This window comes from Amycolatopsis roodepoortensis, from assembly GCF_024628825.1.
GTDB classification, from domain to species: Bacteria; Actinomycetota; Actinomycetes; order Mycobacteriales; family Pseudonocardiaceae; genus Amycolatopsis; species Amycolatopsis roodepoortensis.
The window spans coordinates 1443824-1466576 of record NZ_CP102415.1 but is presented as its reverse complement, the minus strand read 5'-3'; the positions used below and the strand labels follow the sequence as shown (position 1 = coordinate 1466576).

Sequence of the window (22753 nt, the reverse complement as noted above, 5' to 3'; positions counted from 1 at the left end):
GCGAGCATGTCGCGAAAGCCACTTTCGAGACGTCTGGTGTCCCGAAAGTGGCTTTCGCGACACCACCTCCGCCGCCCCGAGCCTTCATCGACCGGGTAGGGGACCCAAGACCAGACCGCCACTTATTTGACCGATCGGTCCAGATGTGGCTAAGCTCCTCTCGTGTCCCGGGTGAAGGAATTCGACGTCGACGCGGCCTGCGATGCCGCGCTGGAACTGTTCTGGCGGCAGGGGTACGAGGCCACCTCGGTCAGTGACCTGGTCGCCGAGCTCGGCATCGGCAAGGCGAGTCTGTACGCCACGTTCGGCACCAAGCACGAGCTGTACCTGACGGCCTTGAACCGCTACATCGCCCGGGGCAACGAGCGGTTCGTCGAGGACTTCGCCGGCCCGGGGCCGGCGCTCGCGGGTGTGCGGCGGCTCATCGACCGGTATCTCGCCGAAATACTGGGGGAATCGGGGCGTAAAGGCTGTTTCGTGGTCAATGCCGCCATGGAGATGATGCCGAGGGATCCCGAGGTCGCGCGGGTGGTCGAGCGCAGCTGGGACGCGCTCGAGCTGGCCGTTCGGATGGCGCTGAGCCGCGCGAAGGCGCAGGGCGAACTCGACGCCGCCGCGGACCCGGAAGAGCTGGCAGGCTTCCTGCTCACCGTCCTGCAGGGAATGCGGGTGCTGAGCAAGGGGCCGGATCCCGCGGCGCGCGCCAAGGCGACGGCGAAGCAGGCGATCGCGGTGCTCGAAGCCGCTCGCACGCGCTCATAATAGAACGATCGGACCAGAAAGTGGAGAACACTGTGGGGAAGCGATTCAGCGGCAAGGTCGTCCTGGTCACCGGAGGAGGTTCCGGGATCGGCCGCGCCACGGCGGCGGCCTTCGCGCGCGAAGGCGCTCAGGTCGTCGTGTCCGGTCGGGACGGCGAGAAGCTCCGCCAGACAGTGAAGGAGATCGAGGCCGACGGCGGAACCGCCGACGCGGTGACCGCCGACGTGAGTACCGGCGCGGAAGTCGAGCGTCTCGTGGCCGAGACCGTGCGGCGGCACGGCAAACTCGACATCGCGTTCAACAACGCCGGTGTGCTCGGCAGTCCCGCGCCGGCGGCGGATCTGGACGAAGACGACTTCGACGCCGTCGTGCGGACGAACCTCACGGGCACCTGGCTGTCGATGAAACACGAGATCGCCCAGATGCGGACGGGTGGTGGGGGAGTCATCGTCAACATGTCGTCCAACATCGGCTCGCACCACCGCCTGCCGGGCATGGCCGCCTACGCCGCTTCGAAGGCCGCCGTGGACGTGCTGACCCGCACCGCGGCGCGCGACCACATCGCCGAGGGCATCCGGATCAACGCGGTCAGCCCCGGCGCCACCGACACCGGCATGTCGTTCCGGCCCGGTGAATCCGAGGCCGACCGCGCCGAACGGCTCGGTTCGGTCATCCCGCTCGGCCGAATCGGCGCGGTCGAGGAGATCGCCGCCGCCGTGCTCTGGCTGGCTTCGGACGAGTCCGCGTACGTCGTGGGGCACGACATCGTCCTCGACGGCGGCGCCAGCGCCTGAACCTCAGCGGCGCGAGGGCAGCAGCTCCTGCATCTTCGTCTTGATCCCCTGCGTCACCAGGTGCCAGGCGTCGGGCTCGCCCTTCAGGACGGCTTCGGTCATGGCCTTCACCTGCTCGAAGGTGGCGTGCGGGGGAATCGGCGGCACCTCGGGATCGCACCGGACGTCGAGCACGGTCGGCACGTCGGCCGACAGCGCGACGTCCCAGGCCTCGCCGAGCTGGGCGGGATCGTCGACGGCGATCCCGCCGAGCCCGACCTCCAGCGCGAAGTCCGAATAGGACACTTCCGGCAGGCTCTGCGACGGCTCGAACTTCGGCGAGCCGCCCATGGCGCGCAGTTCCCAGGTGACCTGGTTCAGGTCACCGTTGTGGAAGACGCAGACGACGCAGCGCTGATCGGACCACAGTTCGCGGTAGCGGGCGATGGTCAGCAGTTCCGCCATCCCGTTCATCTGCATCGCGCCGTCGCCGACCAGGGCGATCACCGGCCGGTCGGGATGGGCGAACTTCGCGCCGATCGCGTACGGCACGCCGGAGCCCATCGTCGCGAGGGTGCCGGAGAGCGTGCCCCGCATACGGCCGCGCATCCGGAGGTTCCTGGCGTACCAGTTGGTGGCCGAACCGGAGTCGGCGGTGACGATGGCGTCCTCGGGGATCCGCTCGGACAGTTCGTGCACGATCCGCATCGGGTTGACCGGGTTGGCCTCCAGCATCGCCTGGCGGGTCAGGGTCTCCTGCCATTGGCCGACGTTCTTCTCGATCTTCTCGCGCCAACCGCGGTCGGTTTTGCGCTCCAGCAACGGAATCAGCTGCTGCAGCGTGCCCTTCGCGTCGCCGAGCAGGTTCACCTCGGTCGGATAGCGCAGGCCGAGGAACCGGGGATCGATGTCGATCTGGACCGCGCGGGCCTGGCCGAATTCCGGCAGGAACTGCGCGTACGGCATGTTCGAGCCGACGATCAGGAACGTGTCGCAGTCCCGCATCATCTCGTACGTCGGCCGGGTGCCGAGCAGGCCGATCGAGCCGGTGACGTACGGCAGGTCGTCGGGCAGGACATCCTTGCCCAGCAACGCCTTCGCCACGCCGGCGCCGGTCAGTTCGGCGACCTCGCGCAACTCGGTGACGGCGTTGCGCGCGCCCTGCCCGAGCAGGATCGCCACCTTCTCACCCGCGTTCAGCACCTCCGCGGCGCGGGCGACCTCTTCCGAGGGCGGGATGACGCTGGCCCGCGGATGGTCGGGCAGGGACGACGGCACGTGCTTGAACTCGTGCTGCGGCGGCTGGTAGGTCTCCTCCTGCAGATCCGCCGGGATGATCACCGCCGTGGGCGCGCGCTGCGCGATGGCCGTGCGGAGGGCGCGGTCGAGCGCGTTCGGCAGCTGTTCCGGGACGTTCACCTCGACGAGGTATTCGCTCGCGACGTCCTTGAACAACGCCTGCAGATCCACCTCCTGCTGGTAACTGCCGCCCATCGCGCTGCGCGCCGTCTGCCCGACGATCGCCACCACCGGCACGTGGTCGAGTTTGGCGTCGTAGAGGCCGTTGAGCAGGTGGATCGCCCCCGGGCCGGACGTCGCCATGCAGACACCGGGCCGTCCGCTCAGCTTCGCGTAGCCGACGGCGGCGAACGCCGCCATCTCCTCGTGCCGCGTCTGCACGAAACGGGGTTTGTTCCCCGCCGCGCCGAACGCGCTCACCAGCCCGTTGATCCCGTCCCCGGGATAGGCGAAGACCTGCTCCACGTCCCATTCGCGCAGCCTGGTCAGAACATGGTCCGCAACGGTTTCGCTCATGGTCGCCGGATACCGCCGCCCTCCGGCGGCTAAACGTCCTCGAGGATCTTGGTGATCCCGGCGACGACGTCCGGATGTCCGAGCGGCAGCGGCGGCGGCACCCGGTTGTACGGCTCACCGGTGCTGTGGGGGAGCACGTCCACCGCGGTCCCGGCCGAACGCACCCGTTCGGCGAGGTCGGACGATTCGTCCGGCACCGGGTCGACCAGCAGGACATGGGACGCCGAGCCGGGATGGCGTTCGGCCAGCCGCAGCGCGTCCGCGGCCGCGTCGCCGGCGGCCACGACGTCGATCGGCGGGCCACCGGGTTCCGCGTCACCGAGCACGTCTTCGGCCTGGCTGAGCGCGCCGTCGACCGGCAGCCTGCACCAGATGATCTGACGCTGGGCCGCGAGCGGGCGCCACGTCGCCGGGAGTTCGCCGTGTTTGCCCTCGCCCGCCGGGTCGAGGACCAGTAGCTTCGCCCCCTCGGAGCCGCCGTCGGTGACGACCGAGGGGCCTTCGGCGCGGACGGGATCGGATTCGGTGGTCATGGGCGTCTCTCCTCTAGCAGTTCGTGCGGGGGAGTTCGGGGGAATCCGTGTCCAGCGGCACCGAACCCGATCGTACGAGTCCTAATTGGACTGTCTGCCGCTTCGTCACCGCTTCGAGCGCCCAGTCGGTGGCGGTGCGCAGCCGGTTTCCCGGCATGGCCAGCAGGTGGTAGCCGCGGGTCACCGCCTTGGCCGCGAACCCGGAAAGCGGGATGTGCAAGGGGTTCGCCGCGGCCCGGCGGGCGCCGAGGTCGACGACGAAGCCGAGGTCGTGGTGCCGGTAGGTGCCGTGCGAGCCGTGCCCGAGGGACGCGGCCACGTTCCGCCCGGCGAGTTTGCCCTGCCGTTCGGCGTGCTGGGCCGTCATCGGCGTGTATTCGCCGGGCCGGGTCAGATCCGGGACGGCGGCCGCGTCTCCGCACGCGTAGACGTCGCGCCGTCCAGGGACGTTCAGTTGCGCCGTCACGACGAGCCGTCCCTTGGCCGTCTTCAGCCCCAGGTCCTCGATCAGCGGATCCGGCCGGACACCGACGCACCACACCAGGGTGTGCGTGGGCACGGATTCACCGGTGGTCAGCGTGACGCCCTTTTCGCCGGCGTCGTCGATCGACGTCTTCATCAGCACCTCGACGCCGCGTTCGCGCAGCACCTCGTCCGCCGTGGCGCCGAGCCGCCGGTCGAGTTCCGGCAGGACCCGCTCGGCGACGTCGAGCAGCAGCCACCGGATCTTCTGGTCCTTCAGCTCGGGATGCCGGGCGGCGAGCGCGGCGGTGAACGCGGGTCCTTGCGCGGCGACCTCCGTACCGGTGTAGCCGGCGCCGACAACGACGAACGTGCAGCGCGCGTCGCGTTCGGCCGGATCCTGCGCCGAGGCGGCGAGTTCTATCTGCCGGGTGACGTGGTCCCGCAGGTAGAGGGCTTCGGGCAGCCCGCGGAAGCCGTGGGCGTACTCGGGCACGCCGGGGATCGGCAGCAGCTTGTTGACGCTGCCCGCGGCGAGGACGAGACGGTCGTAGCCGAGGGAGTGTTCGCGGCCCTCGGGGTCGGTGTAGCTCACGCTGCGGTCGTCGAAATCGACGGACTTGGCGGTGCCGAGCACGAGTCGCACACCGCGCAACGTGCCGGGGATGGACACCGAGATCCGCCGCGGTTCGAGGATCCCGGCGGCGACTTCGGGGAGCAGGGGGAGGTAGAGGAAGTAGTCGGTCGGGTTCAGCACGACGACTTCCGTGTCGTCGCCGACCGACTTGAGGAGGGTCTTGGCCGCGTTGTAGCCGGCGAACCCGCCTCCGACGATCACCACGCGCATGGTCAGTCCTCCGTGGGCCAGTCGCCGGTCGCCTTGCGATAGCCGACCGCGCCCGCCCGTTCGGTGGCGGCCTTCACCGCGCCGAAGATCGCGCCCTGCGCGGCGGCCGCGACGATCACCTGGGTCCAGGTGAAGTCCCGGTCGGTGGCCTCCGGTGCTTCTTCGTCGCCGCTCACGCGTTTCCAGATCTGCTTGAACGCGATCCCGGCGAGCACACCGCCCGCGGCGCTCACGACCATGCTGAGCGGTTTGTAGAGAACCTTGTTCACGATGAAGACCTCTTTCGCATGATCAGCCGGATGGTGACGAGCAACGCCAGGAGCCCGGCGAAGATCGGCACGGGGTTCGCGCGGACGACTTCGGTGCCCTGACGGAACTTCTGCGCCGCGGGCTCGGAGACCTTCTCGGAGATCTTGGCGCTCGCCTCGTCGACCTTGGCGTCGAGGTTGTCGTTGACCCTCGCCTTGACGTCCATCTTCTTGCCCAGCGCGTCAAGGGTCTCGGTGAGTTCCTCCCGCGTCACGTCGCGATCGGCGCGGGCCTCTTCGGCGTTCTTGGGGAAATCGGTCATGACCGCACTCCTTGCTTGACGGTGTCGACGTCCTCACGGACACCTTCGATGGCCTCTTCCGGCACCGGCGGGGTCGCGCTGGAGACCTCCTTCTTGCCGACGACGGCCGAAAGGCCGGCGATCAGGAGCAGGGCCGCGCCCGTCACCACGGCCGCCAGCCAGGCGGGCATCACCAGCGCGAGGGCCAGCACCACCGCGGCGATCAGGGTCGCCAGCCCGAAAAGCGCGAAAACACCGGCGGCGCCGAACAATCCGGCACCGAAGCCCATCTTCTTCCCTTTGCGCTGCAACTCGAACACTGCCAGCCGCATCTCGTCGCGGACGAGGTGTTTGACCTCGTCGCTGAGATCGGAAACCAGTTCGCCGACCGACTTCTCTGCGGCCGGCTTCCGGTGGGTCTCTTCGATCATGGGGCACCTCCTCGGAGCGTTCTGCCCGCCGGGTACCCGGCGACCCGGCCGGTCAATCACAGCGTGTTTCGCCCCGCTGAGCGCCGGGTAGCCGGGGAGTACCGGTTCGAAAAGCACCCAACCGACAGGAGGATGCATGAGCACGATCACCGAAATGGTGGACGTCGAAGTCCCGGTGAAGACCGCGTACAACCAGTGGACTCAGTTCGAGAGCTTCCCGCAGTTCATGGAAGGGGTCGAGGAGATCCGTCAGATCGACGCGACCCACACCCACTGGGTGACCAAATTCGGTGGGGTGAGCCGGGAATTCGACGCGACGATCACCGAACAACATCCCGACGAGCGCGTCGCGTGGACGTCGGACTCCGGTCCCGACCACGCGGGCGTCATCACGTTCCATCGCCTGAGCGACAACAAGACCCGGGTCACGGCGCAGATGGAGATCGATCCGGAAGGCTTCGCCGAGAACGTCGCCGACAAGCTCGGCGTGCTCGACCGCCGGATCAAGGGCGACATGAAGCGGTTCAAGGAGTTCATCGAGAGCCGCGGCTACGAGTCCGGCGCCTGGCGCGGTGACGTGGACCGTCCCGGCAGCTGACCGGTGACCCGGGACCTCCCCTGGAAGACGGCGTTTTCCCGGGGGAGGTCCCGGGTATCTCTTGGGGTGAGGTCCATAACGAAGGGAGCGTTCCGGCATGACTACCAACGCATACGTGGCCTTCCTCGTCATCGGGGTGGCGCTGGTCATGCTCGACGGTCTGATCATCTACCAGAGCGGTAAGCGCTACCTGCGAGGTTCCCACGGCGATCCGGCCGCGGGCGCTTCCATGACGTGGCTCGTGACGGTGTTGTTCCATCTCGCGACGCTGGGCGTCCTGGCGTTGCTGTCGACCGTCGACATCGGGGGCAGCGACCTTCCTGGCGTGGTGGGCAGGCTGGGTGTCCTGCTGCTGGTGCTGGCCGTCGCCCACGCGATCACGCTCAGCGTGCTTTCGCGGATCCGTGGTGAGCAGGAGGCCGAAGCGGTCATCAACCGGCCGAGGCGCGTCGAGCCCGAGCAACAGGGCACGACGGTGACGCCGGTGCCCGGGCAGGACGGCCGTTACCCGGCCGCGAGCCCGTCCATCGAACAGCGGGCGCCGTACACGACGCCGTAAGAAATCGAGTGCTGGCAGGAGGTTTCGCCGTGCACGAGATCGATGACGAACTATGGGACGAGTTCCATCGCGTGGTCAACATGACCTCGCGGGAACTGGCCGACTGGCTGCGCACGAGGTCGGCCGACGACGAGGACGAAGCCTTGCCGGACCAGGCGGGCACGCCGACCGGGCGGCATGTCCTGGGCATCCTCGGCAAGCGCAGGACCGACCTCACCGCCGAGGACGAACGGGTGATGCGCTCGGTCGTCCGGCGGGTCGGGGACCAGCGGCGTGACGACCTCGAACCGGTCGCGGGCGAGGCGCACTGGCGGCACAAGCTGATGTCGATGGGGCACGATCCGCTGAAATCCGTGTGACCGAAGTACGTGAAGGCCCCCTTCACCGCGCTGGACGCGGTGAAGGGGGCCTTCACGTACTTCTGGTTCTGTGCCTGAACACGTAACTCGCGTGATCGCAGGCGTAACTCGCGTGATTGAGGCCGTATGTGAGAGTTACGCCTTCAATCACGCGAGTTACGTGTTCGATCACGCGAGTTACGTCTGGAAGGCGCCCGCTACTCCGAGAGCTTCCCGCGCAGCTGGTCCAGCGTCTGCGACAGGAGACGCGAAACGTGCATCTGCGAGATGCCGATCCGTTCCGCGATCTGCGTCTGGGTGTAACCCCCGAAGAACCGCATCACGAGGATCGCGCGTTCCCGCTTCGGGAGCTCCCGCAGGAGCGGTTGCAGCGCCTCGTGGTTCTCCACCAGCGCCATCTCGTGGTCTTCCTCGCCGATCGTGTCGGCGAGCGAGAGGGCCTCGGTGGCGTTGTCGTGGACCGGTTTGTCGACCGACAACGTCTGGTACGCCTGGCCGGCGAGTAGTCCTTCCCGCACCTCGTTGACTTCGAGCCCGAGGTGTTCGGCGAGCTCGGTCGGAGTCGGCGCGCGGCCGAGCCGCTGGGACAGCGCGGCGGTGCCCTGGCTGAGCGAGACGTGGAGTTCCTTGAGCCGCCTCGGTACCCGGACCGACCAGCCGGTGTCCCGGAAATGCCGCCGGACCTCGCCCATGATGGTGGGCACGGCGAACGAGAGGAAGTCGTGCCCGCGGCCGGGATCGAATCGGTCGACCGCGTTGATCAGGCCAATCCGCGCCACCTGGACCAGGTCTTCGCGAGGCTCACCCCGGCCGGAGAACCTGGTGGCGATGTGCTCGGCGAGTGGCAGGAGTTCGGTGACGAGGCGGGCGCGCACCTCCCGGCGGCGCGGGGAATCCTCCGGCAGCGACGACAGCTCCTCGAAGAGCGGTTCGCACTGGGCGTAGTCATCCGCCTGCCGGGTGAGAGTCTTGCGCTCCCCACTCACCCGTCGCTCGTTCCCGGGGCCAACACGAGATCGATCGTCGTCGTGCCCCCTGTTTCGCCGGGAATCGGCTCGCACCGCGCCCGCACCGAGTGGGTCAAGGTCGTCAGGACGTGCCAGCCGAACGTCGTCTCGCTCGGCAGGAAAGGCCGGTTCGTCCGCGTCGAGATCGAGACGGCGATTCCTTCCGGTATCTCGTGAAAGACACAACAAAGAACGGCTCCCAGTTCAGCGGGCTGGACAAGTTGGGAACAGGCTTCGTCGACGGCCATCTTCGCGTCTGAAATGGCGTCCAAGCCGAAGTCCGCACGCGCCACCACACCATGGGTGAGCGTGCGGACGAGAGGGATCTGCTCCGCTTCGGCGGGAAGGCGGAGTTCGACCCGGTCGGACAGACCGTCCGACTGAGACCGGGTCTGGGGGGTGAGACCGCCCCGTCCGTGTGCATCCATTACGAAACCCATCCGTCCGTGGCCGTGGGGTGACCGCGGCGGTGCTCCGCCGCGTGACGCGTGATCAACGGCCCAGGGCTCGCTGAAGCTCCTTTTTGGACATCTTCGACCTGCCCTCGACGTTGCGTTGTTTCGCTTCGTTGTAGAGCTGGTCCTTGGTCGGGCCGTTCGGGCCCAGCCGGTTCCCCGACCGCTTGCCACCCCGCCGCTGAGGGGACATGTCCTCGAGGGACGTGCGGCTCGCTTCCCGGGATTCGCCCGCCTGGGCGCGGTTCTTGTTGACCGTGCGGGCGGCGATCTCCTCGGCCCGGTCGGTGCTCGCGCCCCGCTCCTTCGCCGAGTCCTTGATGTGTTCGTACTGACGTTCTCGTTTGTCGCTCCAAGCCTGCTGCGGCATCGCGGCTCCTTCCTTTCCCCGGTCAGGTACCCCGTTCGGTTCGCCGGATAAACGTCCGGTTGAGCCCGGGGCCGGGCGGGTACGCGGGGGTCGACGCGAAGGAGGATCACATGCGCATCGGCTACACCCTCATGACCGAACAGGCCGGGCCGAAAGACCTGGTGGAGTACGCCGCCGGGGCCGAGAAGGCGGGTTTCGACTTCGAGGTGATGAGCGACCACTTTTCGCCCTGGCTGGACGAGCAGGGGCATTCGCCGTACGCGTGGAGCGTGCTGGGAGCGGTGACCCAGAGCACCGAACGGGTGGAACTGATGACCTTCGTGACGTGTCCGATCATGCGCTACCACCCGGCGGTGGTGGCGCAGAAGGCGGCGACCGTCCAGGCGTTGTCGGACGGCCGGTTCACCCTGGGGCTCGGCGCGGGGGAGAACCTCAACGAGCACGTCGTCGGCCGCGGCTGGCCGCCGGCGAACGTCCGGCACGAGATGCTCGCCGAAGCGGTCCAGATCATCGGCGGACTGTTCGACGGCGGCTACTTCAACTACAAGGGTGACCACTTCCGGGTGGACTCCGCGAAACTCTGGGACCTGCCCGAGCAGCGGGTGCCGATCGCGGTCGCGGTGTCCGGATCGCAGTCGGTGACCCGGTTCGCGCCGATCGCCGACGCGATGATCGCGGTGGAACCGGACGAGGCGCTGAGCCGGGAGTGGGACGCCACCAAACTCGGCCCGCCCAGCAGGAAGATCGCCCAGCTGCCGGTGTCGTGGGGTGAGGATCGCGACGCCGCGATCCGGCGCGCGCACGAGCAGTTCCGCTGGTTCGCCGGCGGCTGGAAGGTCAACGCCGAACTGCCGGGACCCGCGGGGTTCGCCGGGGCCACCCAGTTCGTCAAACCCGAGGACGTCGCCGAGGCGATCCCGTGCGGGCCGGACGTCGACCGGATCGTGAAACAGGTGGGCGAATTCGAGGCGGCCGGGTTCACCGATCTGGCGTTGATCCAGATCGGCGGCGATCAGCAGGAAGGCTTCCTCCGCTTCGCCCAGGACACGCTCCTGCCGGCGCTGCGGAGCTGATTTCACCCCCGATCGGGGTCACCCGTGTTCAAACCCGCGAGCCGCGGGTACCAATGCGACACATCCTTCACAGCCAAGGGGGACAGATGAACAACGAACTCGGCCTCCATCCCGTCCCGGACCTGCTGCCGGAAGGCCAGGACACACCGGAGCAGGAGGCGATCCGGCGCAAGGCGGCCATCGCCGTCGCTTCCCGGGCGAGGAGCCCCGAAGACTGCGCGACCCTGCTGGACATGCTGGGCTTGCACGACAGCGGCCGTAGCTCCGAAGTGGCGTGATTCAGCGGTCGCCGCGCGCCGCCACGAGATCCGCGACGAAGGCCCGGTAGGCCTCGTCGCGGTCCGGCGCGCGCAGCACCGCCGACGGGTGCACGGTGGCGACGGCGGTGGTGTCGAACTCGGCGAGGTCGATCCGCTCACCACGGCTGCGGGTGATGCGGAAGTCGTCGCCCAGCAGCGCCTTCGCCGCCGTCGCGCCGAGGAAGATCAGCAGCTCCGGGTGGACCGCGGCGAGTTCGGCGTGCAGCCACGGACGGCAGGCGACGATCTCGGTCTTGGACGGCGTCTTGTGGATGCGCCGTTTGCCGCGTTCGTCCCGTTTGAACTTGAAGTGCTTGACCGCGTTGGTGACGTAGATCGACCGGCGGTCGAAGCCCGCCTCGTCGAGGGCCCGGTCGAGCAGCCGCCCGGCGGGCCCCACGAACGGGGCACCCTGCCGGTCCTCCTGATCGCCGGGTTGTTCGCCGACCACCATGATCTCCGCCTTGCGGGAGCCTTCGCCGAAGACGGTCTGGGTGGCGTCGCGGTAGAGGTCGCAGCCGCGGCAGCCGGACGCCGCCGAACGAAGCCTGTCCAGATCCACGGTTTCCGGCGGATCCGCCCCGGGTGCCTTGGTCGCCATGGCGGCCGGATTCCCCGCCCGGTCGTGGGACAAACGGGTTACGCGCGCGCCGCGCCGGGTAGCCAACGGGTATGGCGATTTCGACCGAACCGGCCACCGCTTCCGTCCAGGACACCGTGCGTGTCGCGCTGCGGGTCGTCCTGCCCACCCTCGCGGGCGGGGTGATCAAACGGCGGCCGCTGGGAATGGCCGCGGCACAGAAACTCCAGTTCGACCGCACCGCCGTGCGGCTGCTGGGGCGGCTTCGCTTCCAGTACGGTCCCGGCCCGCTGCGTTTGCGGGTGCCCGGCCGCACGATCGACCTGGCGTTGTCCGGGGAAGACGTCGGCGCGGTGCTCGCCGCGGCGCCGGTGCCGTTCAGCCCGTCGACCAAGGAGAAGCGGGCGGCGCTGGGGCACTTCCAGCCGCACGGCGTGCTGATCTCCGACGCGGTGGAGCGTGCGCCGCGCCGCACGTTCAACGAAGAAGTTCTCGAACCGGGGAAGCCGCTGCACGACCTGGCCGCGCCCTTCGCCGCGGCGATCGCCGAGGAGGCGGCGTCGCTCTGGGACGGCGGCACGCTGGACTGGGACACCTTCAACGTGGCCTGGTGGCGGATGGTCCGGCGGGTCACGCTCGGCAAGTCCGCGGCGGGCGACGACGGCCTCACCGACGCGCTCGCCCGGCTGCGGAAGGACGCGAACTGGGCGTACGCGCACCCTCGGCGAGACCGGCTCCACGATCAGTTCCGTACCCGGCTCATCGGCCATCTGGAACGGGCGGAGGCGGGGAGCCTCGCCGAAGCCATCGCGTCGGCGGGTCCGTCGGGCGAGCGGACGATGGAGGTCGTCGCGGACCAGGTCGCCCACTGGCTCTTCGCGTTCGACGCCGCCGGGATCGTCACCTTCCGCGCGCTCGCGCTGCTGGCCACGCACCCCGACGTGCGGGAACGTGCCGACGAGGAGGTCGCGGCCGCCGACCTGACCGTGCCCGGTCAGTTCCCCTACCTGCGCGCTTGTGCCCTCGAATCGGTCCGGCTGTGGCCGACCACACCCGCGCTGCTGCGCGAGAGCACGGCCGAAACCGCCTGGGGGCCCGCGGGGACCACGGTGCTGATCTTCACGCCGTTCTTCCACCGCGACCCCGAATCCCTGCCCTACGCCGACCGGTTCGAACCCGGGATCTGGCTGGACGGCAGCGCGGCGGCCAACCCGGCGCTCGTCCCGTTCAGCGCCGGACCGGCCATCTGCCCCGGCCGTGATCTCGTGCTGTTCTGCGCGAGCACGATGCTGGCACACCTGATCAAGGACCGGCGCTTCGAGCTGGCCTCCGGTGCCGTCCTCGGGCCGGAGCGGCCGCTGCCCGCGACACTCGACAACTTCCACCTGAAGTTCTCGGTGGCCTAGTCTTCGACCCATTCGAGCAGGTCACCGGGCTGGCATTCGAGCACCCGGCACATCGCTTCGAGGGTGCTGAACCGGACGGCCTTGGCGCGGCCGTTCTTGAGCACCGCCACGTTCGCCGGGGTGAGCCCGACGAGTTCGGCGAATTCGCCGACACTCATCTTGCGTTTGGCCAGTTCGACGTCGATGCGGACGACGATCGGCATCAGATCACCTGTTCCATGTCCGACCGCAGGGTGGTGGCCTGCCGCAGCAACGTGCGCATCACGACCATGAGCAGGCCCAGCACGGCCACGCCGATCAATCCCAGGAACAGCAGCAGCGGCAGACCCGGGTCTTCGGCGTTGAAGCCGACGTAGAGGAACACGCCCGCCAGCACCACCCAGCCGGCGAGGATCGCCCAGACGATGGCGTCGACCCATCTCAGGGACGCCTCGGTGAAGATCCGGTCCTTCTTGACCAGCGTCAGTAGTTGCCAGGTGGCGACGACCACGACCTGGACGCACAGCACCCAGAAGATGGAGACCGCCGTCGCGGGCCAGCGCAGATACGCCATCTCGGGGTCCTGCCGGGCCATATGCGCGAACTGCCCCGGCAGGGACATGGTCTGGAAGAGGACGAGGACCCCGAACAGCAGCACGAGGAACACTCGGAGAGGCGCGACCGCCCGTTGCCCTGTGATCATGCATCGAGTTTCGCGCGTTATCTATCGAAAGTCAATCGGTAGCTATCGAGTTTCAGTGTGGGGGTGGTGGGCTGAAAGCGTCCTTCGCCGCGTCTGGCGTGGGGGTGGGGCCCTTTGGGGTGTCGAAGCCACTTTCGCAACCCCTCAGCCCACCCCGCGCGGAGTCGCGTGTGGCCGGGCGCGGTGGGTGGTGTGTGGGGGTTGCGAAAGCCACTTTCGCAACCTTCAACGTTGCGAAAGTGGCTTTCGCAACCCCGGCTCACCCCGCGCGGAAGTCGGGTGCGTGCCGGTGCGGCCGGGTGCCCCGGAGGATGTCGCGAAAGCCACTTTCGGGACGTCAGACGTCCCGAAAGTGGCTTTCGCGACATGGCCGAGGGGGCTCACGAGCCAGAGCGCAGATCGAGCCGCATCAGCCAGCGCGCCTTCCGGTCCGAGCGCGCCTTGGTCTCTTCCACGAGTTCGAACCCCGCGGCGGCGAACAGCCCGATGGTCCCGACGTGCGCCGCGGAGGAGTTGATCCGTCCCGCACCCGGATCGACGGGGTAGCCCTCGACGACGGGCGCGCCGTGCGACCTGGCGTAGGAGACCGCGCCGTCCAGCAGCGCGTGCGCCACACCCTGGCGGCGATGCCCGGCGCGGACGACGAAACAGATGACCGTCCACACCGGAATGTCGTCGATCGGCGGCATCGTGCGGGAACGCGTCAGGCGATGCAGCTGGGCGCGCGGACCGACGCCGCACCAGCCGACCGGCGTGGCGCCGTCGTAGGCGAGGACACCGGGCGCGGGGTCCGCCGCGCAGAGGCCGCGGACGTGTTCGGCGCGTTCGTCGCCGCGCAGCCGGCTGTAGTCCGCGGGTTTCGCGCGGTAGGCGAGACACCAGCACGCGCGGTCGTTCCCGTTCGGATTGAGGATGGTCGCGACGTCACCGAACCGGTCGGCCGTCGCGGGGTGGATCCGGAACGGGGGCATACGGGGACCCTAAGGGGTATTCGGGAAATCGCTCACCGCATTCGGCAGACGGCGTTGAATTTTCGTCGTGCGAAGGAATTCACCCGGCCGTAGTCGAGCCGTTGTCGCACCGGGAGGCGTCTGCCAGGATGCTCGTGACCCGACCAGAAGGAGCGTTCCAGTGGCTTCCCGTCTCAATCCCTACCTCAGCTTCGCCGGCGACGCCCGGCAGGCCATGGAGTTCTACAAGTCGGTGTTCGGCGGAGAATTGACGCTGAATACGTTCGGCGAGTCCGGTATGGCCGGAACGCCGGCGGAGGACCAGATCATGCACAGCCAGCTCGAATCCCCGAGCGGCTACACGATCATGGCCTCGGACACGCCGCCGGGAATGGAGCACAATCCGGGCACCAACGTGTCGATCAGTCTCAGTGGTGAAGACGGCGAGGAATTGCGCGGCTACTGGGAGAAGCTCTCCGCCGACGGCACCGTTTCGATTCCCTTCGAAAAGCAGATGTGGGGCGACGAATTCGGCGCCTGTATCGACCGGTTCGGCATCTCGTGGATGGTGAACGTCGTTCTGTCCTAGGGTCTTCCGGCCCTGCCCGGTCCGTGCCGAAGCTCCCGACTTCCGGGGACTTGCGGCTCCGATCGCGCGAAACTCGTTATGCCGCCCGTGAAACCGCCGTTCTCCTCCCGTGAGGGTTCGGCGGTTTCACCGGAAGGCGGGCAGATGAACAGGATGGTCACGGCACTGCTGATGACGGCGAGTGCCGTCGCGGTACTGGGCGCTTGCGGGACGACGACGGCCGGGACACCGGTCACGGTGGTGCGGGAGATCGTGCCGCCGTCGACGACCACCGCCGTCGTCGCGCCGCCCGCCACCTCGGTGGTCGTGGTCGAGCCGCCGGTGACGGTCACGCGGGCGCCCTCCCGCACGTCGTGCCAGCGCCTCTTGGCCGAGGGATTCTCGTACACGTACGCGTTCGAGGCCTGGGTGAACGCCGGGCGCCCGTTGAGCTGGGACGCCGATCGCGACGGGTATCCGTGCGAGCAGTCGTACGGGAACCGGAACTAGAGAGGCCGGAAGCGGACGTCGAGCACGCCTCGCGGATCTTCCCGGCCGAGTCCGCGCAGGTGGATCGGCGCGCCCCCGGGGTTGTCGTACAGCCGGACGCCGTCGCCGAGCAGGACCGGCGCGATGTGCAGGTCGATCTCGTCGATCAACCCCAGCGCGAGCAGCTGGCGGCCGATGTCCGGCGAGAACACCTCGAGGTTCTTCCCGTTCGCCGCTTCCAGCCCGATCCGGACGGCTTCGTCCGCGCCGCAGTTCAGGAACGTCACCCCGTCCGTGGGTGTGGCGTCTTCGGGGTGGTGGGTCAGGACGAACAGCGGGCCTTTCCAGGCGCCGCCGTAGATCCCGCTCGGGTCGGGGTAGGCGTCCCAGCCGTCGCGGCCGCCGAGGACGGCGCCGGTGGTCGTGGCGTATTCGTCGATCAGGTCCGGCCTGGCGGTGATCCCGGTCATCCAGTCCATGCCATGCCCCGGGCCCGCGACGAAGCCGTCGAGGGACATCGTGAAATGCCACAGCACTTTCCCGTCGGCGGTCTGTGGTTCGGGCATCCCGGCCTCCTAGTGCTTGCGATATGCAATCGGTCAGCCCACGATAAAGTGAGCGATGGTAGATTGCAACCACTTCTGGTTGGAGGTGAAGGGATGGCGGAACCCGCCCGTTCCGGCTGCCCGATCAACGCCGCGGTCGAGGCGTTCGGCGACAGCTGGAGCCTGCTCGTGCTGAGGGACATCATGTTCGGCACCCGGCGCTATTTCCGGGAACTGCTCGCCGGATCCGAAGAGGGGATCGCGTCCAACATCCTCGCCGACCGGTTGAAGCGGCTGGTCAAGGCCGGTCTGCTGACCCGCGAGGACGCCGGGCCCGGTAAACGGGCCGCGTACAGCCTGACCGAGGCGTCGATCCAGCTGGTGCCCGTCTTCGCGCACCTCGGGGCCTGGGGTCTCGAGCATCGTCCGACGACCGAGCGCCTGCGGGTCCGGGCCGAGCTGCTCGCCGCGGGCGGGCCGGAACTGTGGTCGGAGTTCATGGCCGAACTCCGGGTCGTCCACCTCGGCGCGCCGGCACCGGAGAAGGACGGCCCCGGCGTGCTGCAGCGCCTCGCCGCCGCCTACGAAGCGGCCCTCTGACACCACGCCCCGTTGATTGTTCTTCCCGAATCAAGGGTTCCGGTCAACCCGCCCCCGGGATGTAGTAGCCCGCGACGGAGCGACGGGCTGGTGGGGAGAGGGAATGAGCTCAGCGGAGGGTGTTGTCCTGGTGATCGGCTGCGGGATGCGGCCGTACCGGGAGTACCTGTTGGCGTCGGCCGGGCGCCGGCATCCCTTGTGGTTGTTCAACGGGACCGAACCGACCTGGCAGGAGCGCTACATCACCGGCGCGACGGTGCTGGACACACAGGACCAGGACGCCGTGCTGGCCGCGGCCCGCGCGCTCCACGCCACGACGCCGGTGCTCGGTGTGGTGTCCTGGGACGAGGCGCTGATCGTGGCGGCGGCGCATGTCGCGGACGAACTCGGGGTGCCGGGTGCCGGGATCTCCGCGATCGAAGGCTGCCGTGACAAGTGGTTCAGCCGCCGGACGCTGACCGCGGCCGGCGTCGCGCAGCCCGATTTCGGGTTCGTGCACGACGACGAGCAGGCCGTCCGCGTGGCCGAACGGATCGGGTACCCGGTCGTGGTCAAGCCGCGCGGGGGCGGGGCCAGTATCGGCGTCAGCCTCGCGGAAGACGCCGATGCGGTGCGGAAGGCGTTCCGGACCGCGGAGGACGCCAGTTTCGGCGGCTCTCCCGCCTACAAGGGCGGGGCGCTGGTCGAGGAATACCTGAGCGGCCCCGAGATCAGCGTGGACGGTGCCGTCGTGGACGGCGAGTACACACCGATGTTCGTGGCGCACAAGACGGTCGGCATGCATCCGTACTTCGAGGAACTCGGCCACCTGGTCAGCTCCGCGGACGAACTGCTCGCCGACCCGGTCCTGCGTTCGACGCTGGCCCGGGCGCACAGCGCGATCGACTTCCGGTACGGCATCACGCATACCGAGCTCAAGCTCACCGGACGCGGGCCGGTGATCGTGGAGATCAACGGCAGGCTCGGCGGCGACCTGATCCCGTTGCTCGCCAAATTCGCGACCGGGGTCGACCCGGGCGCGGCCGCGGTCGACGTCGCGCTCGGCATGCGTCCGCACATCCCGCACGAGGCCGAACCCCGGTGGGTCGGCGTGCGGTTCGGCTACCCGAAACAGGACTGTGTCGTCGAGTCCGTGTCCGTTCCGGATACCTTGCGGAACAACGGGATCCTCGCCGCGGACGTGCTCGTCGAGCCGGGCGGGCGCCTGCGGCTGCCGCCGGCGGAGTTCATCTCGCGGCACGCGTACGTGATCTGCGCGGGCGCCGATCCCGATGACTGCGAAGCGGTGCTGGACAAGGCCATGGCCCAGGTCCGGCTGACCGCGCACCCCCTGTTGCCCTCGGTCGCCGCCGGCGCCTGACGGCGCACCGGCACCGCACCACACCTTCCCAGCACTCTCAAACGATGGCGGAGCAAACAAATGGCGAACCGTGATGTCGAGCTGCTCGCAGTCGGAGCAGGACCGTCCAACCTGGCGCTCGCAGTGGCACTGGAAGAGCTCGCGCCCGGCCTGGCCCGCGAATCGGTCCTGCTCGAACGGGACGAAGAGGTCTCCTGGCAGCGGGGCATGCTCCTGCCGGAGGCGCTGTCGCAGGTCTCGTTCCTCAAGGACCTGGTGACCCTGCGCAACCCGCGCAGCCGCTTCTCGTTCCTGAACTACCTGCACGCCACGAACCGGCTCAACGAATTCGTGAACATGGGCAGTTTCGTCCCGTACCGGGTGGAGCTCGCCGACTATCTCAAGTGGACCGCCGACTCGCTGTCACTGGTGGATCTGCAGCGTGGCCGGGAATGCCGCGAGATCACTCCCGTGTGGACGGACGGGACGCTGACCGGCTGGGACACCCGGGTCGCCGACGGTGAGGTCATCCGCAGCCGGTACCTGGTGGTCGGCGCCGGACGGGACGCGCGGATCCCGGATCAGCTCCGGACGGTGAACCAGGAGCGCGTCATCCACAGCACGCAGTACCTGCCGAGGATCGCGAAGCTGCGCAAGGACCTTCCGTACCGCGTCGCGGTGATCGGCGCCGGGCAGAGCGCGGCGGAACTGTTCAGCTCGGTGCAGCACGATCTGCCCGAATGCAAGCCGACGATGGTGATGCGTTCGATCGGACTGAACTACTACGAGAGCAGCAAGTTCAACAACGAGCTGTTCTTCCCGTCCCATGTGGACACCTTCTTCGGCTCGCGGCCGGAAGCACGCGAGCAGATGCTCAAGGAGATGCACCACACGAACTACTCCGGGCTGGCGCCGGGGACGATGGACGCGCTCTACCGCTCGATCTACCTGGACCGTCTGTCCGGCCGTTCCCGGCTCAAGATGATCACGATGAACGACATCACCGACGCCCGCGACGAGGGCGAGGAGATCGTGCTGGAGCTGACCGACCGGCGCACCGGCGAGACGCAGGAACTGCGCACCGACCTCGTGTTGCTCGGCACCGGTTTCTCCCCGGAGATGCCGAGGATGGTCCAGGAGATCGCGAAGTCGATCGGCCTGTCGGAGATCAAGGTGACCCGCGACTACCGGCTGGAGATCGACCAGCCCGCCACCGCGGCCGTCTACCTCCAGGGTGTCAACGAGGCCACGCACGGGATCGCGGACTCGCTGCTGAGCGTCCTCGCCCCGCGGGCCAACGACATCCTGCAGGACCTCCTCGCCCACCGCGGCGAGAACCCTTCGGTGCCACCGCAGCCGACTTCGGGAACCGCCCCGATCGCCGTCACCCGCTGACCCACGAGAAGGAAGAGGAAGTCATGGAGATCCGTCCGCTCGAGCGGGAAAAGATGGTCTTCGAGAACGGTGCCTACGGCCAGCGGCTGCTGCCGTGGGCGGCGCTGAACGCGCCGTTCGAAGGCGCCTGGGTCACGGTGCCGGCGCACGGCGCGACGGGTGCGCATTCCCACCACGAGTACGAGATCTTCATCGCCGTCAGCGGCGAGGCGGTCGTCGAGTCCGGGGGAGAGCGCCGCGCCTTCCGTCCCGGCGACATCGAGTTCCACAAGCCCGGCACCGAGCACCGCATCCTCAACGACGGCGCGGAGGACTTCGAGATGTACGCGATCTGGTGGGACTCGGACATGTCGGTGAAGTTCGCCGCCCGGCACGAGGCGGAGGCGTGAGCATGACCGACCAGCGACCGGTGGTGATCATCGGCGGCCCGCCGACGTCCAACGGGGATCTGCACATCGGGCATATCGCCGGCCCGTACCTCGGTGCCGACGTGCACCGGCGGTACCTGCGCGCGGCGGGCCGCGAGGCCGTGTTCGCCTCCTGCACCGACGACAGCCAGACCTACCTCGTCACCAGCGCGGCCAGGGTCGGGCTGACACCGCCCGAACTGGTGGAGCAGTCGACGGAGAACATCCAGCTCACGTTCAAGGCGATGGGCGTCGAGGTCGACGGCTTCTCGCCGACCGACGAAGGCTACAAGGCGCTGGTCTACGACTACGTCAAACGCCTGTACGACAAGGGGAAACTCCGGCTGCGCAAGGTGCGGCTGCCCTACAGCGAGAGCAAGGGCGAGTTCCTGGTCGAGGGTTTCGTCGGCGGTGGCTGCCCGACGTGCCTCGCCGACAGCCGCGGCGGATTCTGCGAGGGCTGCGGGCATCCGATCGACTTCGACGCGCTCATCGAGCCGTACTCGGTGCTCGACCCGGCCGACGAGGTGACCTACCGCGAAACCGAGATCATGGTCTTCCCGGTTTCGGAGTACCGCGAGCAGCTCCTCGCCTACTACGAGGAACGCGGTCCCGCGTGGCGGCCGCACGTGCTCGGGCTGATGCGGGAACTGCTCGCCGGGCCGTTGCCCGATTTCGCGATCACGTATCCGGTGAAGTGGGGGCTGCCGGCGCCGTTCCTCCAGACACCTGGGCAACGCCTCAACGCCTGGGTCGAGGGCATGCCCGCCTCGATGTACTGCACCGAGTACGCGTTGCGGCGCAACGGGAAGCCGAAGGTCGCCGACGACGACGCCTGGCTCGCGGAGAACGACGCGCGGGTCGTGGTGTTCATGGGTTTCGACCCCCTGTTCACCTGGGGAGTCGTCCACGTCGCGGAGCTGATGGCCCTCGAAGGCCGCTACGTCCTCCCGGACACCTTGCTGGTCAACGAGTTCTACGAGCTGGAGAACGAGAAGTTCTCCACCAGCAAGGGACACGTGGTCTGGGCCCGCGATCTGGCGGCCGAGGTGCCCCGCGACATCGCGCGGTTCCACCTCAACCTCACCGCTCCGGAGTTCGCGCGGACCAACTTCTCCCGTGCCGCGCTGGAGAAGGTCGCGGGGGAGCGGCTGGTCGCGCCCTGGAACGAACTCGCCGAAACCCTCGCGAAACTCACCGCCGAGGTCGGTGGCGAGAACGGCTCGCTTCCGGTGTCGACCGAAGCCACGGAACGCGCCGCGGCGATGGTCTCCCGGTTCGCCTTGAACTACGAGCTCGAAGACTTCAGCCTCAGCCGTGCCGCCGATCTGATCGTGCAGCACGTCGAACGCCTGCGCGCGGCGACGGAACGCACGCTGAAGGGCAACCTCGATCAGGAGATGCTCCGCGCGCGGCTCGGTGACCTCTTCCTCGAACTGCGGGCGCTGATCGGCTGTGCCTCGCCGATCCTGATCGACCTCGCCGAACGCGCCGCCGAAGCGGGCGGCTTCGAGCTCCGGATCACCGCGGCCGCCTTCGACGTCACGCACACCACGGCTTTCCCCGTGCCATCACTGGAATTCCCCCCGACGAGCGAGGTCTGAGACCCCATGTCACTCGACAGCACCCTCTCCGCCGACGCGGCCCGGAGTTCCCGGCTCGCCGAACGCCTGCTGGTCCCGGCGGGCTTCATCACCACGGCGGGCAACGCGTTCCAGATCACCGCCGCCGCGATCCTGGTCTTCCACGCCGAGCAGACCACCCTGGCGGTCGGCTGGCTGTTCATCGCGGTGTCCATCCCGCAGGTCGCGCTCGCGGTCATGTTCGGGAAGCTGGTCGACAAGGTCGACCGCCGGATGCTGTGCGTGGCGGCCGACCTCGTGAGCGCGATGACCGCGTTCGCGCTGCCGGTGTGGCTGTGGATCGGCGGCCCGGCGAACCTCGGCTCCTACATAGCGAACTTCATGCTCGCGTGCACCGCGGCGCTGTTCATGCCCGCCAGCAACGGCCTGATCAAGGAACGGATCCGCGACGAACGGCTCGGGAAGTTCAACTCCCACTTCGAGATGGCGAGCAACTCCGGGATGCTGCTGGCGTCTTCGCTGGCGGGCTTCCTGGTGATCTGGTTCGGCGCCACGCCGCTGTTCGTGTTCAACTCGCTGAGCTTCGTCCTCTCGGCCGTGCTGGTCTACGCGATCGGCCGCAAACCCGCCAAGGCCCCGGTGGTCGAGGAGACCACGGCCACCGACCCGTCGGTGCCGGTCGAGGTCCCCGTGCGGCAGCCGATCAAGCGGCTCGCGCTGCTGTACGCCAACGGCAACATCGGCCTGATGGTCGCCAACGTCATCCTGACGACGTTGATCCTGCAGACCTTCAACCAGGGCGCGTGGATGATCGGCGTGGTCGACGCGCTGGCAGGCGTCGGGTTCATCGTCGGCGCCGCCGCGTACGGCAAGGTCAGCAAACAGTTCAAGGGCATCCATCTGGCCGTGCTCGGCACGCTCGGCAACCTGATCTGCCTCGCGATCCAGCCCCTGCACTACATCGCCTTGATGGCGGCGATCCCGTTCGCCGGGTTCTGCTTCGCGCAGGGCCGGATCGCGGCCCGCACGCTGCTGATGCGGGCCAGCCCGGAGGAACGCGTCGGCCGGATCTTCGGTGGCACCCAGGCCCTCGGTCTCGGGCTGGGCGTCGGCGCGACGGTCGCGTTGTCCTCACTGGCGGACGCGACGACGGTGCCCTACGCCTTCTGGGGGCTGGCGATCCTGCAGGGCGCGATCGTGATCGGCACCTACTTCAGCTTGGCGAAACCGCTGTCGGCGCAGGAGAAGCGGCCGGCCGAGGTTCTCGAGGCGACCGCCGCGTAAGTGGTCACCATCGGGCCGAGTACCACCCGGTA

The 22753-nt window shown here is 68.5% G+C and carries 30 protein-coding genes; 16 read left to right on the top strand and 14 right to left on the bottom strand.

The window, feature by feature from the left end:
• The first annotated feature begins 162 nt into the window (after nucleotides 1-162).
• Nucleotides 163-762 carry a TetR/AcrR family transcriptional regulator gene (locus NQK81_RS06965; protein WP_257487558.1) on the top strand — a complete coding sequence of 200 codons (600 nt, stop codon included), beginning with the start codon at nucleotides 163-165 and terminating at the stop codon, nucleotides 760-762.
• 32 nt (nucleotides 763-794) lie between these two features.
• Nucleotides 795-1556 (top strand): SDR family NAD(P)-dependent oxidoreductase, encoded by a 762-nt coding sequence (locus NQK81_RS06960; RefSeq protein ID WP_257487557.1) that lies wholly within the window; start codon nucleotides 795-797, stop codon nucleotides 1554-1556.
• Nucleotides 1557-1559: 3 nt separating this feature from the next.
• Here the strand turns inward: NQK81_RS06960 and NQK81_RS06955 are convergent, their stop codons facing one another.
• The 6 genes from NQK81_RS06955 to NQK81_RS06930 are packed head-to-tail and all read right to left on the bottom strand — an operon-like array spanning nucleotide 1560 to nucleotide 6173.
• Nucleotides 1560-3350, bottom strand: a complete 1791-nt coding sequence (locus NQK81_RS06955; RefSeq protein ID WP_257487556.1) for a thiamine pyrophosphate-requiring protein — start codon at nucleotides 3348-3350, stop codon at nucleotides 1560-1562.
• Nucleotides 3351-3379: 29 nt separating this feature from the next.
• Nucleotides 3380-3883 (bottom strand): hypothetical protein, encoded by a 504-nt coding sequence (locus NQK81_RS06950; protein ID WP_257487555.1) that lies wholly within the window; start codon nucleotides 3881-3883, stop codon nucleotides 3380-3382.
• A gap of 13 nt (nucleotides 3884-3896) precedes the next feature.
• Entirely contained in the window at nucleotides 3897-5192 is a 1296-nt protein-coding gene (locus tag NQK81_RS06945) for an NAD(P)/FAD-dependent oxidoreductase (protein WP_257487554.1), read from the bottom strand.
• A 2-nt stretch (nucleotides 5193-5194) separates the two neighbouring features.
• The gene (locus tag NQK81_RS06940; protein ID WP_126730762.1) at nucleotides 5195-5461 is read right to left on the bottom strand and encodes a DUF4235 domain-containing protein; all 267 of its coding nucleotides are present in this window, start codon (nucleotides 5459-5461) and stop codon (nucleotides 5195-5197) included.
• Nucleotides 5458-5763, bottom strand: coding sequence for a DUF3618 domain-containing protein (locus NQK81_RS06935; RefSeq protein ID WP_126730764.1), 306 nt, complete (start codon nucleotides 5761-5763; stop codon nucleotides 5458-5460). Before NQK81_RS06935 ends, NQK81_RS06940 begins: the two co-directional genes overlap by 4 nt.
• Entirely contained in the window at nucleotides 5760-6173 is a 414-nt protein-coding gene (locus tag NQK81_RS06930; RefSeq protein WP_257487553.1) for a phage holin family protein, read from the bottom strand. Before NQK81_RS06930 ends, NQK81_RS06935 begins: the two co-directional genes overlap by 4 nt.
• Nucleotides 6174-6309: 136 nt before the next feature.
• Here NQK81_RS06930 and NQK81_RS06925 point away from each other — a divergent pair, with 136 nt between their 5' ends.
• From NQK81_RS06925 to NQK81_RS06915, 3 genes are all read left to right on the top strand, one after another.
• The gene (locus NQK81_RS06925; protein WP_257487552.1) at nucleotides 6310-6771 is read left to right on the top strand and encodes an SRPBCC family protein; all 462 of its coding nucleotides are present in this window, start codon (nucleotides 6310-6312) and stop codon (nucleotides 6769-6771) included.
• Nucleotides 6772-6868: 97 nt separating this feature from the next.
• Nucleotides 6869-7330 carry a hypothetical protein gene (locus NQK81_RS06920; RefSeq protein ID WP_126730769.1) on the top strand — a complete coding sequence of 154 codons (462 nt, stop codon included), beginning with the start codon at nucleotides 6869-6871 and terminating at the stop codon, nucleotides 7328-7330.
• Between the two features lie 29 nt (nucleotides 7331-7359).
• Nucleotides 7360-7689, top strand: a complete 330-nt coding sequence (locus NQK81_RS06915) for a DUF3140 domain-containing protein (RefSeq protein ID WP_257487551.1) — start codon at nucleotides 7360-7362, stop codon at nucleotides 7687-7689.
• A gap of 197 nt (nucleotides 7690-7886) precedes the next feature.
• On the opposite strand, the gene NQK81_RS06910 is transcribed toward NQK81_RS06915, so the two are convergent.
• The 3 genes from NQK81_RS06910 to NQK81_RS06900 all read right to left on the bottom strand — a co-directional run bounded on the left by NQK81_RS06910 (nucleotide 7887) and on the right by NQK81_RS06900 (nucleotide 9521).
• Nucleotides 7887-8675, bottom strand: a complete 789-nt coding sequence (locus tag NQK81_RS06910; protein WP_257487550.1) for a SigB/SigF/SigG family RNA polymerase sigma factor — start codon at nucleotides 8673-8675, stop codon at nucleotides 7887-7889.
• Nucleotides 8672-8989, bottom strand: coding sequence for an ATP-binding protein (locus tag NQK81_RS06905; RefSeq protein WP_225949858.1), 318 nt, complete (start codon nucleotides 8987-8989; stop codon nucleotides 8672-8674). The genes NQK81_RS06910 and NQK81_RS06905 overlap by 4 nt, the downstream gene beginning before the upstream one ends.
• A 199-nt stretch (nucleotides 8990-9188) precedes the next feature.
• Complete coding sequence (locus tag NQK81_RS06900; protein WP_126730776.1) at nucleotides 9189-9521, bottom strand: plasmid stabilization protein; 333 nt, start codon at nucleotides 9519-9521, stop codon at nucleotides 9189-9191.
• A 110-nt stretch (nucleotides 9522-9631) separates the two neighbouring features.
• Here NQK81_RS06900 and NQK81_RS06895 point away from each other — a divergent pair, with 110 nt between their 5' ends.
• A complete protein-coding gene (locus tag NQK81_RS06895) occupies nucleotides 9632-10594 on the top strand; it encodes a TIGR03557 family F420-dependent LLM class oxidoreductase (protein WP_257487549.1) in 963 nt (320 codons plus the stop codon).
• Nucleotides 10595-10680: 86 nt separating this feature from the next.
• Nucleotides 10681-10872, top strand: coding sequence for a hypothetical protein (locus NQK81_RS06890; RefSeq protein WP_126730779.1), 192 nt, complete (start codon nucleotides 10681-10683; stop codon nucleotides 10870-10872).
• A 1-nt stretch (nucleotide 10873) separates the two neighbouring features.
• Here NQK81_RS06890 and NQK81_RS06885 read toward each other — a convergent pair whose 3' ends face one another.
• Nucleotides 10874-11494: a UdgX family uracil-DNA binding protein gene (locus NQK81_RS06885; protein WP_257487548.1), complete on the bottom strand. Its 621-nt coding sequence runs from the start codon at nucleotides 11492-11494 to the stop codon at nucleotides 10874-10876.
• 71 nt (nucleotides 11495-11565) lie between these two features.
• On the opposite strand from NQK81_RS06885, the gene NQK81_RS06880 reads away from it, so the two are divergent.
• Nucleotides 11566-12879 carry a cytochrome P450 gene (locus NQK81_RS06880; RefSeq protein WP_257487547.1) on the top strand — a complete coding sequence of 438 codons (1314 nt, stop codon included), beginning with the start codon at nucleotides 11566-11568 and terminating at the stop codon, nucleotides 12877-12879.
• Here NQK81_RS06880 and NQK81_RS06875 read toward each other — a convergent pair.
• The 3 genes from NQK81_RS06875 to NQK81_RS06865 all read right to left on the bottom strand — a co-directional run bounded on the left by NQK81_RS06875 (nucleotide 12876) and on the right by NQK81_RS06865 (nucleotide 14532).
• Entirely contained in the window at nucleotides 12876-13082 is a 207-nt protein-coding gene (locus NQK81_RS06875; protein WP_034319648.1) for a helix-turn-helix domain-containing protein, read from the bottom strand. The two genes, NQK81_RS06880 and NQK81_RS06875, sit on opposite strands and share 4 nt — an antisense overlap.
• On the bottom strand, nucleotides 13082-13561 hold the full coding sequence (locus NQK81_RS06870) for a DUF2975 domain-containing protein (RefSeq protein ID WP_192745050.1): 480 nt from the start codon (nucleotides 13559-13561) through the stop codon (nucleotides 13082-13084). Before NQK81_RS06870 ends, NQK81_RS06875 begins: the two co-directional genes overlap by 1 nt.
• A 380-nt stretch (nucleotides 13562-13941) precedes the next feature.
• Complete coding sequence (locus NQK81_RS06865) at nucleotides 13942-14532, bottom strand: GNAT family N-acetyltransferase (protein ID WP_257487546.1); 591 nt, start codon at nucleotides 14530-14532, stop codon at nucleotides 13942-13944.
• A 160-nt stretch (nucleotides 14533-14692) separates the two neighbouring features.
• Here NQK81_RS06865 and NQK81_RS06860 point away from each other — a divergent pair, with 160 nt between their 5' ends.
• Both NQK81_RS06860 and NQK81_RS06855 read left to right on the top strand, forming a co-directional pair.
• Entirely contained in the window at nucleotides 14693-15100 is a 408-nt protein-coding gene (locus tag NQK81_RS06860) for a VOC family protein (RefSeq protein ID WP_192745048.1), read from the top strand.
• Nucleotides 15101-15244: 144 nt separating this feature from the next.
• A complete protein-coding gene (locus tag NQK81_RS06855; RefSeq protein ID WP_257487545.1) occupies nucleotides 15245-15589 on the top strand; it encodes a hypothetical protein in 345 nt (114 codons plus the stop codon).
• On the opposite strand, the gene NQK81_RS06850 is transcribed toward NQK81_RS06855, so the two are convergent.
• Entirely contained in the window at nucleotides 15586-16134 is a 549-nt protein-coding gene (locus NQK81_RS06850; protein WP_257487544.1) for a dihydrofolate reductase family protein, read from the bottom strand. The genes NQK81_RS06855 and NQK81_RS06850 overlap by 4 nt on opposite strands.
• Nucleotides 16135-16227: 93 nt before the next feature.
• On the opposite strand from NQK81_RS06850, the gene NQK81_RS06845 reads away from it, so the two are divergent.
• From NQK81_RS06845 to NQK81_RS06820, 6 genes are all read left to right on the top strand, one after another.
• Nucleotides 16228-16713 (top strand): winged helix-turn-helix transcriptional regulator, encoded by a 486-nt coding sequence (locus NQK81_RS06845; protein ID WP_192745046.1) that lies wholly within the window; start codon nucleotides 16228-16230, stop codon nucleotides 16711-16713.
• A gap of 103 nt (nucleotides 16714-16816) precedes the next feature.
• Nucleotides 16817-18073, top strand: a complete 1257-nt coding sequence (locus NQK81_RS06840) for an ATP-grasp domain-containing protein (RefSeq protein ID WP_257487543.1) — start codon at nucleotides 16817-16819, stop codon at nucleotides 18071-18073.
• Between the two features lie 60 nt (nucleotides 18074-18133).
• Nucleotides 18134-19447 (top strand): lysine N(6)-hydroxylase/L-ornithine N(5)-oxygenase family protein, encoded by a 1314-nt coding sequence (locus tag NQK81_RS06835; RefSeq protein ID WP_257487542.1) that lies wholly within the window; start codon nucleotides 18134-18136, stop codon nucleotides 19445-19447.
• A gap of 23 nt (nucleotides 19448-19470) precedes the next feature.
• The gene (locus NQK81_RS06830; protein WP_257487541.1) at nucleotides 19471-19836 is read left to right on the top strand and encodes a cupin domain-containing protein; all 366 of its coding nucleotides are present in this window, start codon (nucleotides 19471-19473) and stop codon (nucleotides 19834-19836) included.
• 2 nt (nucleotides 19837-19838) lie between these two features.
• A complete protein-coding gene (locus NQK81_RS06825) occupies nucleotides 19839-21458 on the top strand; it encodes a class I tRNA ligase family protein (protein ID WP_257487540.1) in 1620 nt (539 codons plus the stop codon).
• Nucleotides 21459-21464: 6 nt separating this feature from the next.
• Nucleotides 21465-22721 carry an MFS transporter gene (locus tag NQK81_RS06820; RefSeq protein ID WP_257487539.1) on the top strand — a complete coding sequence of 419 codons (1257 nt, stop codon included), beginning with the start codon at nucleotides 21465-21467 and terminating at the stop codon, nucleotides 22719-22721.
• Nucleotides 22722-22753: the final 32 nt, after the last annotated feature.

Bases quoted from the DNA above. Each gene is read 5' to 3' on its own strand.
- NQK81_RS06845 (WP_192745046.1), top strand. From the start codon at position 16,228: ATGGCGGAACCCGCCCGTTCCGGCTGCCCGATCAACGCCGCGGTCGAG.
- NQK81_RS06850 (WP_257487544.1), bottom strand. From the start codon at position 16,134: ATGCCCGAACCACAGACCGCCGACGGGAAAGTGCTGTGGCATTTCACG.
- NQK81_RS06885 (WP_257487548.1), bottom strand. From the start codon at position 11,494: ATGGCGACCAAGGCACCCGGGGCGGATCCGCCGGAAACCGTGGATCTG.
- NQK81_RS06890 (WP_126730779.1), top strand. From the start codon at position 10,681: ATGAACAACGAACTCGGCCTCCATCCCGTCCCGGACCTGCTGCCGGAA.
- NQK81_RS06825 (WP_257487540.1), top strand. From the start codon at position 19,839: ATGACCGACCAGCGACCGGTGGTGATCATCGGCGGCCCGCCGACGTCC.
- NQK81_RS06880 (WP_257487547.1), top strand. From the start codon at position 11,566: ATGGCGATTTCGACCGAACCGGCCACCGCTTCCGTCCAGGACACCGTG.
- NQK81_RS06930 (WP_257487553.1), bottom strand. From the start codon at position 6,173: ATGATCGAAGAGACCCACCGGAAGCCGGCCGCAGAGAAGTCGGTCGGC.
- NQK81_RS06895 (WP_257487549.1), top strand. From the start codon at position 9,632: ATGCGCATCGGCTACACCCTCATGACCGAACAGGCCGGGCCGAAAGAC.
- NQK81_RS06855 (WP_257487545.1), top strand. From the start codon at position 15,245: ATGAACAGGATGGTCACGGCACTGCTGATGACGGCGAGTGCCGTCGCG.
- NQK81_RS06955 (WP_257487556.1), bottom strand. From the start codon at position 3,350: ATGAGCGAAACCGTTGCGGACCATGTTCTGACCAGGCTGCGCGAATGG.
- NQK81_RS06840 (WP_257487543.1), top strand. From the start codon at position 16,817: ATGAGCTCAGCGGAGGGTGTTGTCCTGGTGATCGGCTGCGGGATGCGG.
- NQK81_RS06820 (WP_257487539.1), top strand. From the start codon at position 21,465: ATGTCACTCGACAGCACCCTCTCCGCCGACGCGGCCCGGAGTTCCCGG.
- NQK81_RS06925 (WP_257487552.1), top strand. From the start codon at position 6,310: ATGAGCACGATCACCGAAATGGTGGACGTCGAAGTCCCGGTGAAGACC.
- NQK81_RS06920 (WP_126730769.1), top strand. From the start codon at position 6,869: ATGACTACCAACGCATACGTGGCCTTCCTCGTCATCGGGGTGGCGCTG.
- NQK81_RS06835 (WP_257487542.1), top strand. From the start codon at position 18,134: ATGGCGAACCGTGATGTCGAGCTGCTCGCAGTCGGAGCAGGACCGTCC.
- NQK81_RS06870 (WP_192745050.1), bottom strand. From the start codon at position 13,561: ATGATCACAGGGCAACGGGCGGTCGCGCCTCTCCGAGTGTTCCTCGTG.
- NQK81_RS06900 (WP_126730776.1), bottom strand. From the start codon at position 9,521: ATGCCGCAGCAGGCTTGGAGCGACAAACGAGAACGTCAGTACGAACAC.
- NQK81_RS06945 (WP_257487554.1), bottom strand. From the start codon at position 5,192: ATGCGCGTGGTGATCGTCGGAGGCGGGTTCGCCGGCTACAACGCGGCC.
- NQK81_RS06875 (WP_034319648.1), bottom strand. From the start codon at position 13,082: ATGCCGATCGTCGTCCGCATCGACGTCGAACTGGCCAAACGCAAGATG.
- NQK81_RS06830 (WP_257487541.1), top strand. From the start codon at position 19,471: ATGGAGATCCGTCCGCTCGAGCGGGAAAAGATGGTCTTCGAGAACGGT.
- NQK81_RS06935 (WP_126730764.1), bottom strand. From the start codon at position 5,763: ATGACCGATTTCCCCAAGAACGCCGAAGAGGCCCGCGCCGATCGCGAC.
- NQK81_RS06865 (WP_257487546.1), bottom strand. From the start codon at position 14,532: ATGCCCCCGTTCCGGATCCACCCCGCGACGGCCGACCGGTTCGGTGAC.
- NQK81_RS06950 (WP_257487555.1), bottom strand. From the start codon at position 3,883: ATGACCACCGAATCCGATCCCGTCCGCGCCGAAGGCCCCTCGGTCGTC.